21 protein-coding genes are annotated in these 21,104 nt (G+C 32.0%); all 21 read left to right on the top strand.

Translation table 11 applies throughout. From position 1 onward, the window contains the following. Positions 1–3: 3 nt before the first annotated feature. The 21 genes from BLV40_RS25720 (at position 4) to BLV40_RS25625 (ending at position 20,549) form a co-directional block, all read left to right on the top strand. Positions 4–1,155 carry a beta-ketoacyl-[acyl-carrier-protein] synthase family protein gene (locus BLV40_RS25720; RefSeq protein ID WP_090695272.1) on the top strand — a complete coding sequence of 384 codons (1,152 nt, stop codon included), beginning with the start codon at positions 4–6 and terminating at the stop codon, positions 1,153–1,155. 8 nt (positions 1,156–1,163) lie between these two features. Further along, positions 1,164–1,985 (top strand): RnfABCDGE type electron transport complex subunit D, encoded by an 822-nt coding sequence (locus BLV40_RS25715; protein ID WP_090695269.1) that lies wholly within the window; start codon positions 1,164–1,166, stop codon positions 1,983–1,985. A 16-nt stretch (positions 1,986–2,001) separates the two neighbouring features. Continuing rightward, positions 2,002–2,694 carry a beta-ketoacyl-[acyl-carrier-protein] synthase family protein gene (locus BLV40_RS25710; RefSeq protein WP_090695266.1) on the top strand — a complete coding sequence of 231 codons (693 nt, stop codon included), beginning with the start codon at positions 2,002–2,004 and terminating at the stop codon, positions 2,692–2,694. Position 2,695: 1 nt separating this feature from the next. Continuing rightward, entirely contained in the window at positions 2,696–3,925 is a 1,230-nt protein-coding gene (locus BLV40_RS25705; RefSeq protein WP_090695262.1) for a beta-ketoacyl-[acyl-carrier-protein] synthase family protein, read from the top strand. 10 nt (positions 3,926–3,935) lie between these two features. Next, a complete protein-coding gene (locus BLV40_RS25700; RefSeq protein ID WP_170833713.1) occupies positions 3,936–4,682 on the top strand; it encodes an SDR family oxidoreductase in 747 nt (248 codons plus the stop codon). Positions 4,683–4,700: 18 nt separating this feature from the next. Then, a complete protein-coding gene (locus BLV40_RS25695) occupies positions 4,701–4,946 on the top strand; it encodes an acyl carrier protein (protein WP_090695253.1) in 246 nt (81 codons plus the stop codon). Continuing rightward, the gene (locus tag BLV40_RS25690) at positions 4,943–5,974 is read left to right on the top strand and encodes a DUF1702 family protein (protein WP_090695251.1); all 1,032 of its coding nucleotides are present in this window, start codon (positions 4,943–4,945) and stop codon (positions 5,972–5,974) included. The genes BLV40_RS25695 and BLV40_RS25690 overlap by 4 nt, the downstream gene beginning before the upstream one ends. Beyond that, a complete protein-coding gene (locus BLV40_RS25685) occupies positions 5,955–7,718 on the top strand; it encodes a CRTAC1 family protein (protein ID WP_090695247.1) in 1,764 nt (587 codons plus the stop codon). Before BLV40_RS25690 ends, BLV40_RS25685 begins: the two co-directional genes overlap by 20 nt. A gap of 6 nt (positions 7,719–7,724) precedes the next feature. Then, on the top strand, positions 7,725–7,910 hold the full coding sequence (locus BLV40_RS25680) for a hypothetical protein (RefSeq protein WP_090695243.1): 186 nt from the start codon (positions 7,725–7,727) through the stop codon (positions 7,908–7,910). Between the two features lie 3 nt (positions 7,911–7,913). Continuing rightward, positions 7,914–8,906 carry a Gfo/Idh/MocA family protein gene (locus BLV40_RS25675; protein ID WP_090695239.1) on the top strand — a complete coding sequence of 331 codons (993 nt, stop codon included), beginning with the start codon at positions 7,914–7,916 and terminating at the stop codon, positions 8,904–8,906. Positions 8,907–9,154: 248 nt separating this feature from the next. Next, positions 9,155–9,952, top strand: a complete 798-nt coding sequence (locus tag BLV40_RS25670; RefSeq protein WP_170833712.1) for a phytanoyl-CoA dioxygenase family protein — start codon at positions 9,155–9,157, stop codon at positions 9,950–9,952. Positions 9,953–9,969: 17 nt separating this feature from the next. Further along, complete coding sequence (locus tag BLV40_RS25665; RefSeq protein WP_090695232.1) at positions 9,970–10,911, top strand: hypothetical protein; 942 nt, start codon at positions 9,970–9,972, stop codon at positions 10,909–10,911. A gap of 9 nt (positions 10,912–10,920) precedes the next feature. Next, positions 10,921–12,021: an aminopeptidase gene (locus BLV40_RS25660; RefSeq protein WP_090695230.1), complete on the top strand. Its 1,101-nt coding sequence runs from the start codon at positions 10,921–10,923 to the stop codon at positions 12,019–12,021. A 12-nt stretch (positions 12,022–12,033) separates the two neighbouring features. Continuing rightward, positions 12,034–13,170: a glycosyltransferase gene (locus BLV40_RS25655; RefSeq protein ID WP_139265620.1), complete on the top strand. Its 1,137-nt coding sequence runs from the start codon at positions 12,034–12,036 to the stop codon at positions 13,168–13,170. Positions 13,171–13,207: 37 nt separating this feature from the next. After that, entirely contained in the window at positions 13,208–14,947 is a 1,740-nt protein-coding gene (locus BLV40_RS25650) for an ABC transporter ATP-binding protein (RefSeq protein ID WP_170833711.1), read from the top strand. Beyond that, positions 14,944–16,710: an ABC transporter ATP-binding protein gene (locus tag BLV40_RS25645; RefSeq protein ID WP_090695219.1), complete on the top strand. Its 1,767-nt coding sequence runs from the start codon at positions 14,944–14,946 to the stop codon at positions 16,708–16,710. Before BLV40_RS25650 ends, BLV40_RS25645 begins: the two co-directional genes overlap by 4 nt. Before the next feature lie 63 nt (positions 16,711–16,773). Further along, entirely contained in the window at positions 16,774–18,408 is a 1,635-nt protein-coding gene (locus BLV40_RS25640) for a carbamoyltransferase family protein (RefSeq protein ID WP_090695216.1), read from the top strand. A gap of 126 nt (positions 18,409–18,534) precedes the next feature. Further along, on the top strand, positions 18,535–19,290 hold the full coding sequence (locus BLV40_RS25635; RefSeq protein ID WP_090695212.1) for a phytanoyl-CoA dioxygenase family protein: 756 nt from the start codon (positions 18,535–18,537) through the stop codon (positions 19,288–19,290). Positions 19,291–19,342: 52 nt separating this feature from the next. Next, complete coding sequence (gene fbpA / locus BLV40_RS25630) at positions 19,343–19,480, top strand: Fur-regulated basic protein FbpA (protein WP_090695208.1); 138 nt, start codon at positions 19,343–19,345, stop codon at positions 19,478–19,480. 379 nt (positions 19,481–19,859) lie between these two features. Next, entirely contained in the window at positions 19,860–19,994 is a 135-nt protein-coding gene (locus tag BLV40_RS29690; RefSeq protein WP_280138969.1) for a hypothetical protein, read from the top strand. A gap of 117 nt (positions 19,995–20,111) precedes the next feature. Continuing rightward, complete coding sequence (locus BLV40_RS25625; RefSeq protein ID WP_090695204.1) at positions 20,112–20,549, top strand: dUTP diphosphatase; 438 nt, start codon at positions 20,112–20,114, stop codon at positions 20,547–20,549. Positions 20,550–21,104 lie beyond the last annotated feature (555 nt).

Below are 21,104 nucleotides of genomic sequence, written 5' to 3'. Positions count from 1 at the left end.
AAAATGCGGGTTTTAGTAACAGGTATTAGTACAATTAATTCAATTGCAACTAATGTAAATCAATTTTGGGATAATCTCCTTCTGGGAAAGTCTGGGATTAAATCATTTACCAAATACAATATAAAAACAAATTATGCTGTGATTAATGAATTTGATTGTTATAAAACTCCTGGTCAAAACGCTTTTGGAAGAGCAACATCTCTGTTAGTAACAGGGATTGAAGATGCAATTTATTCATCAGGTATTGATCTTGAAAATATGAACCGTAGTCGAATTGGAATTAGCATTGGAACCACAATGGGGGAGCTTGGTAAACATGAGGACATTGTATTTGGAAATGTAAGAGGAGATAGGGTGGATAAGCCCTATGCCCTTACAGATAATATTTCTTCCTATTTGGGGATAAATGGTCCAATATGGACCATTACTAATGCTTGTGCTGCAGGTAACTATGCAATTGCAATTGCCTATGAAGAAATCCAAAACGGTAGGGCTGATGTCATGATTGCAGGAGGTGTAGATGCTTTTTCTCTGACTGCATATGCGGGATTTAAAAGCCTACGAGCTCTGACACCAGATTTATGTAGACCTTTCGATCACAATAGAAAAGGATTAGCATTAGGAGAGGGTGTCGGCATACTAATATTAGAGAGTGAGAATCATTTTAATCAAAGGGGAGGAAAAAACGCTCTAGCGAGTGTCGCGGGATTTGGATTGACATCGGATGCATACCATGTAACTAAGCCCGATCCGAAAGCTAGGGGAGCAATAGAAGCAATGTCGATAGCTATGAAGATGGCCGGATTGGGACCCCAAGATATTAAATATGTAAATTCTCATGGGACAGGAACCCCCTCTAATGACTATATGGAAGCTATTGCGTTACAACACGTTTTTGGACAAGGAATAAAAACTAGCTCTATAAAAGCGAACATTGGTCATACATTAGGGGCAGCAAGTGCTATAGAAGCTATAACATGTATTCTGGCTCTAAAGGAAAAAAAGTTACCTCCAACGATAAATCTATTACAAAAAGATCCCATTATAACTGCAGATGTAATTACCGAAGTAAATGAATTTTCAGGAGAATATATTATGTCCAATTCTTATGCATTCGGGGGAATGAATTCCTCCTTAGTATTAGAGAAAGTATAGGTGATTCTATGTCAAAGGAATACAATCAAAATTTAAAGCCAGTAATATCTTGGAGGGACTACAAGGTTGATCCAAGGTATTTTATTCTTCTATTTTTATTCACATTTGTCTGTGCAGGGCAACTTTTCTTAGGTTTCTTCCAACAATGGGATGCTGTCTTTGTGTCCGTCACAACCACAGTACTTACTGAATTCATAATCGTTCGAGTAATATATAAAAAATTTGCTTTTCCACTCAGTGCATTTATTACAGGATTAGGAGTTTCACTTTTATTAAGTTCTCATGTTCTGGCTATATACGTACTAACTTCTTTTTTGGCTATTGTTCTAAAATTTACAATACGATTTAAAGGAGGCCACGTATTTAATCCAAATAACCTTGCAATGGTCGTAGTTTTATTCTTACTTCCTGCATATGCAGTGAGTACTCCCAAACAATGGACTAATGGATTTACTGTTATGGCTTTAGTTCTCTGTTTAGGTGTAATTGCGTGTTACATGGCAAAACGATTAGACATTGTAGTTTCATATTTAACGGGATTTGTAATTTTTGCTTTGATGCGTCATTATGCTTTTGGAGCACCGTTATGGGCTGCTTTAGGACCACTTATGGGAGCTTCACTCCAATTATTCAGCTTTTTTATGATTACAGATCCTAAATCAACTCCAACAACAAGAAAAGCCCGGATTATTTTTGGATTATCTGTAGCTTTAATAGATGCAATTTTTAGAATTTACAACATACCAAACTCTCAATTCTATGCATTATTTACTATAGCGGCTTTATCTATAATACCTTTTAGACTTTGGGCCACAAAAAACAACATGTAATTGTGAGGTGTTTTTATTGTATATAACAGGAGGATATAGTATATCACCTACAAGCTTTAATTCTTTTAAGCAAGCTGGAGATAAAAGAAAAATTCCTTATTTTAAGCCTTCTTTATTAGGATGGGATAAATTAGATAGAGCGTTTCGACCGGCACAACTTGCATGTATAGCGATTGGCGAAGCTTTAAAGCAAGCAAAGGTTGATTGGCCAATTTCTGAAAAGTCTGATCGAACAGCCTTATTGATACTTACAAAGGATTCAAACCTTGCTGCTATTGAAAATATGTACTCGGAGATACAAAGGTTTGGTATTGGAAAATCTAATCCAGGAATATTCCCATGGACAGTATTAAATGTAATTGGAGGATTTGCAAGCATGTACTTTAATATTAATGGGATTAATTATACGCTATCCAATAATGAAAATAGTGGAATAAACTCAATCATTTTTACAGAGAGTCTTATTGCTTGCAGAGGATGTGACCAGGTAATAATTTGCGAATTAGAATTATTACCCGATGACTTATTTGATTATATCTATAAAACTGAGATTCAACATGAATTTGTAAATGCTATTGTTATTCAAAAAGAAAAAAGGGATGGTTCAGGATTAAAATTGGACTATGAAAATTATAATCCGTTATCTAAAAAGACAATTTTATCCCAAATAATTGAAGATCTTTCTACCAGAAAAGACCAAGGAGTATAAGATGAAAAAGGTATATATTACTGGTACTAGTATGATTTCCTCCGGAGGGATAGACTCAAGCAATGTATGGAACTCTATTTTGAATCAAAAAGTTCAAGTGCAAAAAAGAAAATATATTATGTACGATGAGAGCGAAATAGAGTATCCAGTATATCCAATACCTAAATTAGACATAAAGGATTGGATAAAACAAGAGACATACTCTTGGATAAAACAAGAAAATATTGAAGAAGATATGGATTTTATTCTAATGTATATAGCATCGAGTTTAGCTTTAAAAAATTCAAAGATTAAAAAACGTGAGAATGTGGCCTTAATTATAGGTCATGAAAATGTCGGTATAAATAATTTGATTAATAAGGTTTTGCAAGGTCCGCCCTTGAAAAAAGCTACACCACTAGAGGCCTTTAATCAATATAAAAAAGATTATTTTAAACTACAAACTTTTCCTCATCTTTTTTACTTAGCAAAAGCACTAAATATAAATGGTGCACACTATATAATAAATAACGCTTGCGCATCAGGGTTACATGCAATGGAGATAGGGAGTAATCTCATAAAAATGGGTCAGGCTGATCAAGTGGTAGTTGTTTGTTCAGATTATGCACATGTAACAGAGCACATGTGGTTAAGTGAAAAGGGGTTTAGTTCCAAACAAGGAATTATTAAGCCTTTTGATAAACAACGTGATGGCTCTGTACTGGGTGATGGAGCAGCAGCTGTTATTCTAGAATCTGAGAATAGTATTAGTAGAAGAAAGGGGGAAGTATTATGTGAATACTTTGGTTCTGTTTTTCAACATGATAATTGGAAATTAAATCTTCCAGATGTAACCTCTCATTGCTATTCCAAAGCAATCAACAGGGCACTGATTAAATTTAATAGTGAGATTGATTTGTTAATACCTCATGGGGCAGGAATACCATTATGGGATAAATATGAATCGAAGGAAATATTCAGGGCTTTTAAAGGGGGAAATCTTCCAGATGTGACAGCGTTAAAAGGATACTTTGGTCATACCCTCGGAGCTAACAGTTTATTAGAATTGTGTGCGGGAATTCAATCCATGCTTTCAAATATAATACCACCGGCCTATAACTATTCAGAATTAGATCCAGATATAAAATTACCTGTAGGAAAGAAATTTAGAAGAAAACAAATTAACTCTTTATTAAAGACAGTTTCTGCTTACGGAGGATTTAATGCTGCAACCATTATTAAACGGGTTTAGGGGGAGTGTAATGAACATTCAATTTAACTTTGCAAATCAAAAGGCCTTAGTTACTGGTGGGGCCAGAGGTATTGGACGAGAAATTGTGAAAAAACTGTCACAGTCAGGGTGTAAAGTATTTTTTACTTATAATAAGAGTGATAAGCTAGCAGAATCTTTGATAAAAGAGTGTAGTAATTATAAGGGAGAAATCAAGCCTTTTCATTGTGATTATAGTAATCTTAAATCTATTGATAGTTTATATGAAAAATTACAGTCCGAAGGGAGGATCGATTTTTTAATTAATAATGCTGGAATAACAAAAGATAATCCACTTTTTAAAATGGATACAAATGACATTTCCTCTATTCTGCAGATAAATTTAATAGCTCCAATCTATTTATGTAAAAAATTCATGCGACAATTACTAGTTTCAAAAGGTTCTGTAGTAAATGTTTCTTCCGTTTCAGGAATTACTGGTGCTGTAGGACAAACTAACTATGCAAGTTCAAAAGGTGGCCTAATCGCATTTTCTAAGTCTCTTGCCAAAGAGTTAGGAAGGGGAGGTGTTAGAGTGAATACTGTTGCTCCAGGCTACATCGAAACAGACATGACTTCTTCCTTTGATGAAGGGGAAATTAAACAATTATGTAACAGTATTAGTCTGAATAGGTTTGGAAACGCAGAAGAAGTTGCTAGCATTGTTTTGTTTCTTTTAAGTAATGAATCTTCTTATATTACTGGACAAACTATTGTTATAGATGGTGGCTTAATATAAATAGAAAGGAAGAGATATATGCATTCTAAGAGTGAAATAGAAACACAAATTATTAAATTGATTGCTGAGATATCCGAACAAAGCCTTAATCAGTCAGATATTTTTACACCTTTTAATGAGTTAGGGGTGGATTCCTTAATGGCTTTAGAATTATCTGTCCATATAGAACGCGAGTACAATGTATGTTTTGACGAAGAAGATTTAATGAGTTTATCCTGTATTAACGACATTTTCACTATATTGAATGATAGGATGCAACCATGATAATAACTATTTTATTATTCATCATTAGTAGTATTATAATTGCACTTTTTCTTCGTTTTCTGTTTCTTTATTTTGGAAATCAGGATATTTCCAGTAACCTTCGTAAGTTTTCCTACTCGACTCCCATCTATTCGGAAAGATTTCCCCTCATACTAAAATCTTTTTTATCTGGTAGTAATGCAACGTTAGCATTTATTTTAGATATGAAAAAACTTAGAAAATATTTAGAATGTAAATTCCCCTCATATTACAAGGGATTTGCATATGAAGGTGCTGGTATGGGATTTGGAATAAGGGCTAGCCTTTCTACTAATAAAGCTAAGGCTTTTGAAAAGTATATTACAAAGCTATCACCACTTCATAAATATCAATTCTATGTTGGCTTAGGATGGTGGCTTCTAATTAGATATGGATTTCAAGAATCTAAATACGAAAAATGGTTTGAAAAACTAAATGCTAAATACTGTCTCATTGCTCTAGATGGTGTTGGGTTTAGAACGGGCTTGTATTCTTTAAAGAACGATAATGAGAGTTTTCAACAATTTGAACATCTTAAAACTGAATATCAAAGAGTTTGTTTTCAAGGATTCGGAAGAAGCATTTGGTTTCAAAGTGAATTTCAAATTGAAGAAAGTTTAAAAAGAATTGAATTTGTCCCTGAAAAATATAAAGAAGATGCCCTTAGTGGCTTAGGCTTAGCTGTTGCATATTCTTTTTTTGATCAATTAAGCAAATCTTTTTCAATTTACAATAGCCTACCAATGGGTTATAAATCTTCATTCGCTCAAGGTATGGCATTTGGGCTGGAAGCAAGGAAGTTACAGGATCCGATTTATTGGAAGAAAATAATAAAAGAATTACCCGAATTGAATAAAGAATATATACACCCATGGGTACAAATAGTTCACAAAATTGAAAACGAATTATCTAGTCACAAAGTAGATAGTTTATTTTACTTAAAATGGATGGATGGAGTTAGAAAAGAAGTCTATAAAAAAGGAGAAAATCATGAGAAATCTACTAAATAAGTTTATTCCACTAATAATAATTGTTCTGTTAAGTGGTTGTGTCTCTACTAAAACTGAAGTGAAAAAAGGAGATTATGGATTCAAATTTAAAGAATTATCAGAAGAACAGACCGGGGTTAAGTTTGTTCATGAAAAAGCAACTTTTGATAGTAAGGCTGATAATGTTATGCCTTGGCTTACTGCCACAGGAGCTGGGGTAGCTGTTGGTGATTATAATCGAGATGGATATATGGATATTTATCTTATAAACTCTAAAGAAAAGAGTTCAAATAAATTATATAAAAATAATGGTGATGGTACTTTCACAGATGTAACAAAAGAATCGGGTGTAGGAGATGTTAACAAATCAGGTATATCAGAAACTGCTGTCTGGTTTGATTATGATAATGATGGTTACGTAGATTTGTTCGTAGGGGCTTGGGGTAAAAGTACTCTTTATAAGAATAATGGGGACGGAACCTTTACAGATGTGACCAAAGTAGCGAAAGTAGATGTTTGGGGCTATCTTTCAAAAGCTATAGCATTAGACTTCGATAAAGATGGTAATTTAGATTTATATTTAGGTGCTTATTTTGACGAGAAAGATAACTTATGGAATATGAAAGATACAAAAATTTTTCATGATGACTTTGAAAGAGCTAGAAATGGCGGTGTTAATCGACTCTTAAAAAATAATGGGGACGGAACCTTTACAGATGTTGCAAAAGAAATGGGAGTAGATGATACAGGTTGGACTCTTGCTACTGGATCAGGAGATTTAAATAATGATGGATGGACCGATCTTTACAATGCAAACGATTTTGGTCCTGATTCACTTTATATCAATCAAGAAGGTAAGGGATTTAAAAAAGTCGTTCAAAAGAGGGGCATTGGTGATGATACTTTTAAAGGAATGAATGTTGATTTCGGAGATATTTTTCACACTGGAAAATTTGTAAATTATGTATCAAATATAAGTAAAGAGCAATATCTGCTTGAAGGAAATCAATTATGGTACTCAGAAGATGGTGAGAATTATAAGGACTTGGCACCAGATTTAGGAGTTAAACAGTCTGGTTGGTCCTGGGGAGCACGTTTTTTTGATGCAGATAATAATGGTGATTTAGATATTATTGTTACAAATGGATTCATTTCAGCTAATAAAGATAAAACTTATTGGTTTGATATGGGGACACTTGCTACAACTCCAGGATTTATAGTGCATGACGCTAAAAACTGGCCAGCATTCAAAGATAAGAGTATGTCAGGATATGAACAAAAATCTTTATTTTTATTCAGAGATAATAAGTATATAGATGTTGCAAAAGAGGTCGGTATAAACTTCAAAGATGATGGTAGAGGAGTAGCAGCTGTAGATATAGATAATACTGGCTCATTAGATTTAGTATTTGCAAACCAAGGCTCAAAAACACGTATTTATAAAAATGAACAGTTAACAGAGAATAAATGGATTAAACTATCATTAGAAGGATCTGAAGGAAGTAACCGCGATGCAATTGGAACTAGGGTGACTATTACAAATAACGATGTTAAAACTGTTATTGAGAAGGATGGCGGAAATAGCCATGGAGCACAAAGTGATCCGCGGGTTCACCTAGGTCTACAAAACTCCAAAGAAGCTCAAGAGATTGAAGTTAAATGGCCAAGTGGAAAGGTAGAAAAGTTTAAAAATGTAAAGGCTAATACTATATATTCTTTAAAAGAAGGGACTGGTAATTTAGTTCCGATTAATAGGGGGGAATAATTACAAATGGAAAAGGATAAAGAAAATAAAAAAGATAATAAAGGAACACAAAATCAATCAGAACTTGATAAATATTATAATTTTCAAGATGATTACCAATTCTATTATTATCAACCATGGAGAATCATGTATCCTTTGAATCTGGCATTATTGCGCAGATACCATTATTTTGATAAAAAAAAGGAGATTTAAAAGATGTCAAAGAAAATAGCAGTGGGAATAATAGGAGCAGGAAAAATCTCTCAGATGAGACACATTCCTGAATATAAAAATAATGAGCATGCCGAAATTTTATCACTATGTGATACTTCATTGAAAAGAGCAAAAGAAGTTGGAAGAGATCATCAGATTCCTCATATATCCACTGATTATTTAGATATTATTAACTCAAAAGAAATAGATGCTATTTCGATATGTACTCCTAATAAAGAACATTGGTCAATAGCAGTTAAAGCTCTAAAAGCTGGAAAACATGTACTAGTTGAAAAACCCATTGCAACAACAATTGAGGAATGCAGGGACATGTTTAAAATGTCTAATAAATATAATAGGGTAATTATGGTTGGACATAATCAAAGGCTCAGTCCTGTTCATAGAAGAGTTAAGGATTTGTTAGCTCAAGAGGAAATAGGAGATATTCTTCAATTTACAACAAACTTTAAACATGGTGGGCCAAATCATTGGAGTGTCGAAGGGAAAGATACATGGTTTTTCAATAAAGAAATGGCTGGATTTGGAGTGATAGGAGATTTAGGAATTCATAAGATTGATCTTTTTCAGTGGCTTTTAAGTGACGAAATTAAGGAGTCTAGTGCTTTTTCAAGTAACAGTGGTCAGTGGGAAATCGATGAAAATGCCGTAATAATTCTCAAAATGAAAAAAGGTGTTATTGGAACTATTAGTTTAAGTTGGCGTAATCCTTTACAGGATCATAGGACTGTTATATATGGGACTAAAGGAACCATTATTTTTGGCGATTCGTACTTTGGTATTGACATTCTATATAACAATGGAAAACAGAAACACATTGAGGTAGAGCCTTATTTAAGAAATGACGGCTTACTGAATTCTGGAGTTGTTGATCAATTTATTAATGAAATAAAATTTAATGCCAAACCTGTTATTTCCAAGAAGGAAATAGTAAACTCTCTTGAACATGTAATAAAATTATCTCGTTTATTTGTATAATAAGGGATAAAAACGTAAATTGATTTCATCTCTCTTAGAAAACTTTCCTCCCCAATTACTTCCTAATGACCCTCCATTTTTTCTGCTATTGAGTGATGGGCTAATACTTAAAATAGTGTAAATCACCATAAAAATATTGTTCGTAGATTTATGGTCTTGATGCATATGTTATTTTCCTTATTGTTTATTCATTAAGAGCATCTTGAGTTATCAAAAAAGTTCCAAGTTAGTGAGAGGGGGTGCTTATCTTGTTTACAAAAAGAAGCCTAGCTCTATCAGGTAAATACATTGTAAGTTCTAATGAAATCGAGAAATTTAATAATAAAGGTCATATTTTATTAAAAGGTGTGGCATGTAAAAATGAAATTAATTTATATAAGCCATATTTAAATAAGCTAATGGAAAATGTTAAACAACAAAATAAGCCTTTAGATGAGAGAAAAAATACTTATAATAGGGCTTTTTTACAATCAATGAATCTCTGGAAAAATGATAGAAATTTAAAAGAGTTTATCCTGGCAAAAAGATTTGCTGGTATTGCGGCAGCATTATTAGAAACTGATAATGTTAGATTATATTATGACAGTGCATTATTTAAAGAGCCTGGTGGTGATGCAACGCCAATTCATGTTGATCCTTTTTTAATTGATTCTCAGAAGGTCATTACAATGTGGATGCCATTAGTAGATTTAAATGAAGGACTTAAAAGTCTCTTTTTTTTATCAGGTTCTCATAAGCTTTCTGATGGAAACACATCTCCTATAAGAATTATAAATAAAGCTGTTAGACAGAAATTACCGATGGACATATATGAAGGAATGGAAGCAGGTGATGCTACATTTCATATTGGGTCAATTGTTCATGGTGCACCTGGGAATGAAACAAGAAAAACAAGAGAAATATTAACTATTACTTATTTTGCAGATGGTGAAATGCTTAAGGACCCAAGAGGAAATAAAATATTGGAGAGCCACATGGTGAGTTTTTTTCCAGGGCTATATCCAGGGGATCCAGCTATGAGTAAAAATAATCCTTCATTATTATAATCAAAAGGAGATACACAATGGCTAATACTTTAAATGGTGGTGTAAAATGGAAGTTCCCTGATACAAATGGATTTTGTGAGAGAAATTTAGATTGCAAACAGCTAAGTATCAAAGAAATTTTAACACTTAAAGGAGAGGAGAACTTAATAAGAATGTTCTTAAACTCCTTTGATTGTTTTAGTAACGATTTGCTATTAAGAAGAAAAGAGCCTGTTTTGAAGAATGGCTGGAAGCTTAGAAAAATAAAATGCACAAGCCTTAATTCCTTTAAAAATACAATAGAAGAAACATATATTCAAAATGGCTATGCTTTGATTTATTTTAATTCTTTAAATGTACCATTTTCAAATTATTATAAAATACACGATGTAGTTCATTGGGCGCTAGTGCTCGAAACAAATGATTCATACGTAAAGATACTTGATGATACTGGAAAAAAAGAGTACTTTCAAAATAACCTTGGGGTTTTGCCAGTAGATACTTTTTATGAATCGTTTAAAAGTTCCGATATTTTAGGGGTTTCTTATTTAGAACAGTTATCTGAAAAACAAAGTTGGGAACAGCAATTTGAAAATTTGCTACGAGAAAGTATAGATAATATGTTTGAACAAGGGGGAATAGAAAATTTAAATCGTTTTGTGAAGTCAGTAAGGGAAACTTCAAAAGATATTCTGGTAAATAGTTTAGAGCAGCTAGAGTTTGATATAAACTATTATCGAAAATTAAGAGAGCTTTGGAAAGTAGCTGTAATTCAAAAGGCAGTACCAGAACCTTTCATTCAATCTGAATGGATAGAGGAATTATGGACTGTATGTAATCTCTGGTCATTAATAATGGGTATACTAATGAAGTGGAAGCGGCAGAAACAAAAAGATTATAGAGAAAAACTAAACTATTATTTAGAAAAAGTAGCAATTCATGAAAATAAAATATTTTGTAATTTCAAAGAGTTAGTTTGATTAATCTCAATGAAAAAAAATAATATCGAAAAAATTTGTAATCTTATTTTGCAGCATTCATTAGATGTCCAGAAAAAAGAGAGAATTTACCTCCATGTGATCGGTGGTTTTAATATCTTTGTGGAGGAATTATATAAAAAGCTTTGTCAGATAGGGGCAGTTCCATACTTAAAGATTTGTCCGCCAGAGATTTTAAAAGGACTTGTTAAAAGTTCATCTCGATTTCAAATCACTAGAATGTTCGAAATCGACTGCCAGATAATAGATAAAATGGATACAGTAATAACTATTATTGTTGATGATAACCTTTTTGAGTTTAGCGATGTATCTTCTAGCAAGAGGGCCTTATATGAAGAGTTTTATCATGTTCCCCTTCAACGCATAATTTTAAAAAATAAAAAGTGGTTGACTTTTAACTATCCAACAAGCAGTTATGCTCAAAGGGCAAATATGAGTAAAGAGAATTTTAATGATATATTTACTAAGGCATGCCTGTTTAATTATAAGGCTTTAAAACTTAGTTGTGAACCACTAAAAAGGCGTTTACAAGATTCGAAGATAGTTCAAATCAAAGCTATTGATACAGACCTTAGTTTTTCTTTAGAGTCTAATCCTGTTATTATTTGCGATGGTAGGAATAATTTACCTGACGGTGAAATTTTTACATCTCCTAAAAAAGAGTCAATTGAAGGATACATTCGTTTTAATGCACCAAGTATTTATAAAAATATACATTTTGATTTTATTGATTTGACATTCAAAAATGGAAAAGTTGTTCGTGCAAAAAGCAACAATGATATTGAATTATCTAAAATATTAGAGACTGACGAAGGTGCAATTCAAATAGGGGAGTTTGGTATTGGCTTAAATACTGCTATTAAAAAACCATTATTCCTCTTGCCTTATGACGAAAAAATAAAAGGAAGTATTCATTTAGCTTTAGGACAAGCTTATGGTGAATCTTATAATGGGAATGATTCGAAAATCCATTGGGACTTAACGAAGACCATGGATCAAACAAACAAAGGGGAATTATACTTTGATAATGTAATGGTACTAAAGGAGGGGAATTTTATTACAGATGATTTAGTTCATTTAAATAATTTGTAATGAGGTGAAATTGTGGCGAATGTTATTATTGTGAGTCAGAGATTATTAGGACATGTTATACCTGCATTAGGTATAGCAAAAGAATTAAAAAAAAATGGACATAACGTAACTGTTTTTACACATAAATCCCTGAGTTCTTTAATATATCGAGCCGGATTAGATTATGAAGAACTGGGGTGGGATAAGTATCCCGATATTTTTATTGAGGAAATGATAAACTACTTATTCATCAAATTACAAGATAAAAATATTGACTTAATAATAAATGATTCTTCATTATGTGCACCTGCCTATATAGCTGAAATCCTTAATATCCCCTGGGTAAGTTTCCAGACTACGGTTCCAATTCGTGACGACCAAGTCCCTGGAAATCGGGTTGTTAATAAAAGAATCCGAAAATTACTACTTATAGAATTAAATACAATTCGTACAAAACATGCCCTTCCGCCATTAACAAATTTTAAAAGAACAAGAGGAGATTATTTAGGCTTATCACCTCATTTACATCTTGTGTTAGTATATCCGGAACTTATTAATGATTTTGAAGCTTTACCACCAGCCAGTAAAGTCGTTGGAGACTGTTCATACGAAGAAGAAAATCCTACTTTAGAATTATTGATTAAAAAAAACCTCTCTTCGCCCACAATTAGTATTTGTACTTCATCTGTTCCAAGATTTGAATTTCAAGAACTCACCCAAAAAATGCTTGATTTTAGTATTCGGGCCTTTGATAAGAATCCATATACCCTTTTTCTTTCATTAACTAATGACTATAAACTCAGTGGGGATGTTACAGAGAATACTATATCTATTAGGGAGTTTCCTAATCATAATATTTTATTTAAATACACAAATTTGGTAATCACCCATGGGGGATGTGGAACACTTCAAAAGGCCCTAAAATATGGCATTCCTATGGTTGTACTTCCTTTAGGTGCTGATCATTTTCATCTAGGAAGTATTATTGAAAACCTTGGAGTTGGTAAAATACTTGATTCAAAGAATGTAATCAAAATTCAAGAGATTAGTGATTCAATATTAAATAATAAACAAATTAATATTAGATCCAAGAAATTAGCAGAACGAATTAACAACTACAATCCTGTAGTTACTGCTACATACCATATAAAGAGTTTGTTAAATAGATAAAAATTGTAAATTATCTATATTAAATAAGGTGATGTTAATGAAAAAATACACGGATACATTTAAAAACTACAATCAGTTGTTATCAACATATTTATTAAAGGAAAAAAGATCGGTAATTCTATTATTTGTTTTGGTTATAGTTCATATTGTTATACAGCTTTATATTCCACAAATGACTGCAAAGTTTATTGATAGCGCTACAACGAAATCCCCATTAGACACTTTGATATTAATTGGAATCTCCTTTATTATTTTGTCTGTATTAGGCCAAGCATTGAGAGTACTTATAGAGACCATAGGGGTCAATATCGGATGGTTATGTACTAATCAATTACGAAGTGATATTGTTTTAAAGTGCTCTAAAATGGATATGAGTTTTCACAATGAGAAAAGCGCGGGAGAAATGATTGAACGAGTGGATGGAGATATTGAGAGATTATTGAATTTCTTTTCTCAATTTTCAATTTTACTGTTAACGCATACTCTGTTATTAATTGGGATTTTAATTATTTTGTTTTTGGAAAATGTAATAATAGGATTGTCAACCTGTGCTTTTGTAATAATCTCATTCTATGTAATTCAAAAGTTTAGAAAAAAATCAAAGCCCTTTTGGAAAAAATATCTTGAAATAAATTCTAATTTTTTCGGTTTTTTAGGAGAATCTATTGAAGGCATTGAAGACATAAATAAAAACGGAGCAACTAATTATATAGTTTATCGCTTTTATGCTTTTCTGCGAAAATGGTTTCATTTTCATAGAAGTGCCTGGTTATTTCAAGAGGCTGTAGCTACCTCTACAATATTTTTAATTGGAGCAGGGAATACATTTGCTTTAGCAATTAGTTCTATTTTTTGGTTTCATAATGAGATTTCAATTGGAACGGCTTACATGATTGTTTTCTATATTGGTTTGCTCTCTAGACCAATCGAGGAAATAAGCAGGCAGTTTGAAGATTTGCAAGTTGCTGATGCTTCAATTTCAAGGTTAAGAAGACTTCAAGATATGAATCCTGAAATTACTGATGGAAAAATAGATATACAATCATCTTCTATTTCCTTAGAATTTAAAGATGTAAGTTTTGGTTATTCGAGTAAAGGAATAAATCTTAACAATATAAATTTTAAATTAAATTCAGGTGAAACACTTGGTTTAATAGGCAGAACGGGAAGCGGTAAGTCCACATTGGTAAAACTTATAATGAGGCTTTATGATGTAAATCAAGGACAAATAACAATAAATAATATCCCCATCACAGATATTAAAATTAAATCTTTACGTAAAGAGATTTCTTTAGTTTCGCAGGAAATTCATATTTTTCATGGAACAGTTCGAGATAATCTCACTTTGTTTAACAATAAATATACAGATGAAACTTTAATAAATGTTTTAGAACATATAGAACTTCTTAGTTGGTTTCAAAGTCTCCCCAATGGATTGGACACAAAAATTTCATCAAATTTCTTATCTTCAGGAGAAGCACAGCTTTTTGCCTTTGCACGTGTTTTCTTACAAAATCCAAAGCTTATTATTTTAGATGAAACTTCTTCTAAAATTGACCGCTACACGGAGAAAAAAATACAAGTCGCTTTCAAAAAACTTATTGAGAATAAAACGGCCATTATCATTGCTCACAGATTAAATATATTATCCGAGTCTAATAAAATAATGATTCTTGAAAATGGAGAAATAAAGGAGTATGGAGAAAAAGTATCATTGTTACAATCTAACTCATTATTTAAGGAACTTTTAAGCCAGAGCGAGGAGGATGTACATTGAATTCAATAAACTCATTAAAGCTCTTAAAGTCTTTAATATCGTATAAGCCTACCATATACTTTTTAAATGTATTACTTTGGTCCCTTTTCATTTTTTCACCGTTAGGTACGGGATTGGTTACTAAATATATTTTTGATTCCTTTTCCAAAACCAATATTGAATTTAGCTATGTATGGAATTTAATAATTATCTTTTTTTGTTTAATTTTAGCAAGGGCAGTAATCTATTTCTTAGCCTCAATCAGTCATATTTATCTAGAATTTTATTCAACTGGCTTGCTTAGACGGAATCTTTTTGTTCAGTCCTTACGCTCAGCAAGTCGTGGAAATATTACTAACTCCATTGGAGAAATCATTAATCATTTTCGGGATGATGTAAACATATGTGCAAGGTTAGTCGGAAACTCCATGCTTATTCCAGGATGTGTTTTATTTAGTATTGTATCCTTCATAATTCTATATAATTTTGATAAGTATATAGCTATATGGGTGTTTACTCCTATTATTATTATTACTATAATCTTAAATATTTTAAAAGTAAGGTTACAAGAATATAGATTACAAAATAGACAGGCAACCAGTGAGGTTTCGGGATTTATAGGAGAGGTATTTAATTCTATACAAACTATCAAATTAGGATTGGCAGAGGAACGAGCTGTTAACAGATTAACAGAATTAAGTAACACCAGAAGAAAAAAAGTAATAAGGGATATACTCTTGTCGAAAGTTATAGAATCTTTATTTTCTAACATAAATTTAATAGGGACGGGGATTCTTTTAATAGTTGCTGCAGAGGAACTAAAGAACGGTAGATTTTCAATAGGGGAGTTCGCAATATTTACCTATTTACTACCTTTTATCACTGAAGTGATAGATACGATAGGATTGTTTTTAGCTAGAGCAAAATTAACCAATGTTTCACTTCATAGGATTTCTGAATTATTCGATGTCTTCTCCAGAAAAAATATCCTGAATCATAAACCACTATTCCTAAAAAAAAACACGGATTTTATACCTCCGAAAGATTCCGTATTATCTCCTCTTGAAAGCTTATCGTTGAAAAATGTTAGCTTTCATTATCCAAAGAGTTCAAATGGTATTTCAAATATTAACTTAAAAATTGATCAGGGACAAGTTATTGTAATAGCAGGTAGGACAGGTGCAGGAAAGACCACATTATTAAAAGTACTAATAGGAGCTCTGCAAAAAGATAAAGGGACTGTATTATGGAATAATAAGATAATAGAAAATCCCACTGACTCTCTTATTCCTCCAAGAATCGCTTATAGTCCTCAAAAGCCTATCTTACTTAACGGGACCTTAAGAGAAAATATTTTATTGGGTTTAAAAGATGAATATATGTACCAGGCCTTAAAAATATCGGCTCTCGAAAAAGATATTAGTAAAATGCCACATTATGCCGATACAGTTATAGGTTCTAAAGGAGTCAAATTATCAGGTGGACAAGTTCAAAGAACATCATTAGCTAGGATGTTTGCTAGAGATGCGGATATATACGTAATGGACGATGTCTCAAGTTCGTTGGACATTCAAACAGAAAAGCAGCTCTGGAACAACATTTTTAAATTAGATAAAACAATCATAACAGCTTCACAAAACAGAGAAGCTTTACGACGGGCAGATAAAATTATAGTTCTTAAAGAAGGGAAAATAGAGGCAGAAGGGAAACTTGAAGATTTGCTTTTAAGGTCAGAAGAAATGAAATATATTTGGGGCCAGGTTAAGGAGGAAAGTAAAAAATAATATTATAACCATGTATAAAACTAGGAAAGATATTTTTAAATATGAGAAATAGGAGTTAATAAAATGAATATTTTAGGATTAGGAGGAAGTGGTCATAGTTTCTCAGCATGTATTTTAAAAAATGGAGAAATTAAATATGCTATAGAAGAAGAGAGGCTAAATAAAATCAAACATTCCCTTTTGCCAGATAATAGTATTCATATAGCCCGATCAAGAGCTTCTACTTATTGTTTGGAAGCTGCAAAAATACCTATAGATCAATTAGATCTAGTTATTGGAAATGATCTGATGAATGAACTTTATTATACAAAATTTAGAGATAAAATTATTTTAATTAACCACCATCTAGCGCATGCCAGTAGCTGTTATTTCACTTCTAATTATGCTGAATCGGCTATTTTAGTTATTGACGGGCGAGGGAGTAATGTTGGTTTTAGTAGAAAATCTCAAGATTTAGAATCTATAGAAACTGTATCTTATTATTATGGAAATGGTAATAAGATTAAAGAATTAGGTAAAATATCTGGTCAGATGATAAATGATTTTTTTCCTGCTAATTCAGTAGGAGAATTTTACGATTCTATTACAAGGGAGATTGGATTTGGCTTTTTAGGTGATGGAAAAACTATGGGACTTGCAGCATATGGGAAGGATACTTATGTCAAAGAGTTTGAGAGATTTTATTATTTTAATATAAATACAGGGAATTTTAAAAGAACATATAATCAGAATAAGAAAATGAAGGCGTTTATAAAGAAAATTCTACAAGAGGTTACGGATGAATCAGAAATATTTCAACGAAAGGCCGATTTAGCTTATGCTGTGCAATTTCATTTAGAAAAAATAGTTATTGGTTTTGCGAATTTTATTTATAGAAAAACCAAATCTAAGAATCTTTGCCTAAGTGGTGGGGTTTTTTTGAATAGTGTTGCAAATTACAAAATATTAAAAGAAACCCCTTTTGAACATATATACGTTTTTCCAGCAGCAGGAGACTCAGGGCTATCAATAGGAAGCGCTTTGTATGGTTATCATGTATTAAATAATAGACCTAAAAAAGAATTTTATCACTTTTCACCCTTCCTAGGAAAAGAATATCAAGAAGAAGAAATTTTAGATATTTTAAGAATGTATGATAATAAGCTGACCTATGAGAAACCTTTGAATCTATATGATGAGGTGGCAAATTTTATATCATTAAATAAAATAATTGGGTGGTTCCAAGGAAAGTCTGAATTTGGTCCTAGGGCTTTAGGTAACAGAAGTATACTTGTAAACCCTCAGCAAGGTGAAATGAAGGGAATTCTGAACCATCGTATAAAAAAAAGAGAAAACTTTAGGCCATTTGCTCCAACTATCATTGAAGAATATCAAGCTGATTTCTTTGAGCTCGATATTGCTTCACATTATATGCTAATGATATCTCCTGTTAAGAATGAAAAAATTATTAAAATTCCAGCAGTTACACATGTAGACGGAAGCGCTCGAATTCATACAGTTAATAAATCTACCAATTATAAACTGTTTAAGTTAATTTCTGCATTTAAGAACAAAACTAATATCCCTCTCCTTTTAAACACATCATTTAATACTAATAATATGCCTATAGTAGAAAGTCCCATAGATGCAGTGAAGTGTTTTTTAGAATCTAAAATGGATTATTTAGTAATTGAAGATTTTTTAATAACGAAAAAATAACTGAAGATACTATTTTTTTTATATATAGGTATTAGATATTTGTATGAACATTAATATTGTTAATTTTTGATCAAAATTTAGAAAATTATACCTATTTAATAAAGATTAATACGGAGGTAATAAAAAATGAAAATATCTCTGGAAACAATTCAATTTTATAAAGAAAATGGGCATGTTCTTTTAAAAAAACTGATAAATGATGAAGAAATTCTAAATATAAGGCAACAAATAAGGGATGAAGTCTATTTATCGGCACCTAGTTTAGCTGAGGATCAGTATTATAAAACATTCTTATTTGATATCAATCTATGGGAAAGAAACGATGAAATTAAAAAATTTATATTCAACAAATATTTAGCAAAGATCGCAGCAGAACTTATGGGAGTGACAAAAGTAAGGATTCTAAATGACGCTGCTTACTTTAAAAAACCACATAATCTAGAGACAAAATGGCATTATGATCTAGACTTCTATCCTCTTAATACTTCTAAATTAATTACTGCCTGGATTCCTCTAATAAGTCTGCCCCGAGATATGGGATCAATGAAATTTATTTCAAAATCTCAGAAAATGACATACAGCGATAAATCTATTAAAAAAATAATGAAACAAGTGATTATTGAAGGTTTAGAAGAAAAAAATTACGGTGCTATGAATATAGGAGATGTTACTTTCCACTCTGGTTTGACACTTCATAGTGCAGCAGCTAATACATCTAATTTTACGAGAGAGGTAATAACAATAACTTATTATAGCGAAGATGCCAATATTATTGATCCTGGTAATCATGATACGAAAAAGTTTCATTTAAACCGATTTTTTCCAGGATTACAGCCAGGTGATAAAGCTGTTACACAACTAAACCCTATTGTTTATGGTTAAATAATTTTGGCGCAAAAAAGAAAAATATTATGAAAGTAAGGAGTTTTAGAAAATGGATAGACGAGAGTTACTGATAGAAATATTGATTCAGAGAAACATATTTAAATTAACAGATGGCAGAGAACTGTATGAAGGGAATAGTGAAGAACTAACGGAAGTATTAGAAAAAGATGGTAATAATGATGATTAAAGTTAAGTTTTAGGGTGGATTAATTACATCTTTGAATTCTGTGGTAGGGAATGCACTTGTTCTAATTAAGAGGCGTTTTAGGAAAGAGTAAGTGACTGTTTTGATGGTAGAAGATATGGATTATGGATTTACATTAGTTAATGATATATACGAAAGGATACTACCTGGATTTCATATATGGGATTAAAGGGTACGAGGGGGATGGAAATTTATGAGGAAGATCCCTTTAAAAATCAAAAATGTTCTTTTTATGTGTATGAAAAGTTTAATCTCGGTACTGTTTATTGGAATGGGCCCAAGAAACGTTGTGTAGAAGAATAGTTTTAACGAAAGCATACATCAAATCATTGGGAGTTTATTGGAATGGAGGTGGGGATTAATGCAAGTTATGGAAAACCGTGTTTTTGAAATTACTCAGTTATTAGCGGAAACGAAACAAAAGAGAGATGAAATAACATGTATTGAGGTATATGAACGATCAATGGATTGTGAATGTAGACTAGAGAATAAGTGACTAAATGAGATGAAAAATTAGTAGCACAGTGGCAAATAACGAGATTACATATCTAATACTAAACAGAAGAAAGAAATTGATAACAAACATTGGTTATGAGATGGAAGGGGAAAGGAAATGAATTTACGAGTAAAAATCAAACGATTAAAAGAATCATTAGAGATTCCACGATATACGAAGCTTGATGGATCAGGATTTGATTTGATAGCGGCAGAAGATATCATTATTTGGCCAGGCGAAACGAAGGTGGTTCCTACTGGGTTAGCTTTTGAAATCCCACCGGGTTATGAGCTTCAAGTGCGACCGCATATTGAGATCTCAAGCAGGACAAAGCTAAGGGTGGTTCTTGAAACGGTGTATAGTGGTTATAGTGAAGAAGTTGGTGTTATAGTAGATAACATAGAACGGACATTAGGAACGAATATGAAGGCACATGTAATTGAGAGGGGAACGTGTATAGCACGAGGTGTTATAGTACCAATAGAAATGGCAAATTTTGTTGAAGTGAAAAAACTATCGGATAGTAAGGATGGTACAAGCAGGACGAGTTATTGAATTTGAATTTTATTTAAGGGGTGGATTAGGGTTCTGGTGCAAAAAAACGAAGCCTCTTGCAAGATTACCCCAAAATGAAAAAATAAGCTTTTTGTTACAAGTTAGTACAAAATTTCATTCTGGGGGTACTATAAAATTTTAGCTTGATGGCTATGTATAGTGACCCCTAATATAAAAAGGATAAACTATTTATTTTCTTAATTCACAAAATTTTCAAAATAACACTCTTGGAATGTTAATATTTGTTATATAATAGACCTATCAAGACAAATCCCCATGTTTTTTGAATATGCCTAATAAGATAGTTTTTGTTCCCTTTTTTGTCACCTTACCTAAAAAAGAACTTGTAGATTCACAAGTTCTTTTTGTTTTTTTTATTGAATTGAAGCAGAAACTTTCAAATATCCATTTTCCATACAAAGGAGTAAATCAGAGTTTATTTAGGTTGATGGGCATGGGATGGTACCCCACATCCATCAACTTAAGGATTTAGACTATTTTTGAAGCTAAAAGCACGTTACTATTCTCTTATGTTAATGAGAAAGGGTGACGTGC

This window comes from Bacillus sp. 166amftsu (assembly GCF_900107445.1).
Lineage (GTDB): Bacteria > Bacillota > Bacilli > Bacillales > Bacillaceae_G > Bacillus_A > Bacillus_A arachidis.
The sequence above is the reverse complement of the archived record's forward strand: the minus strand, read 5'-3'. Positions and strand labels throughout refer to the sequence as shown.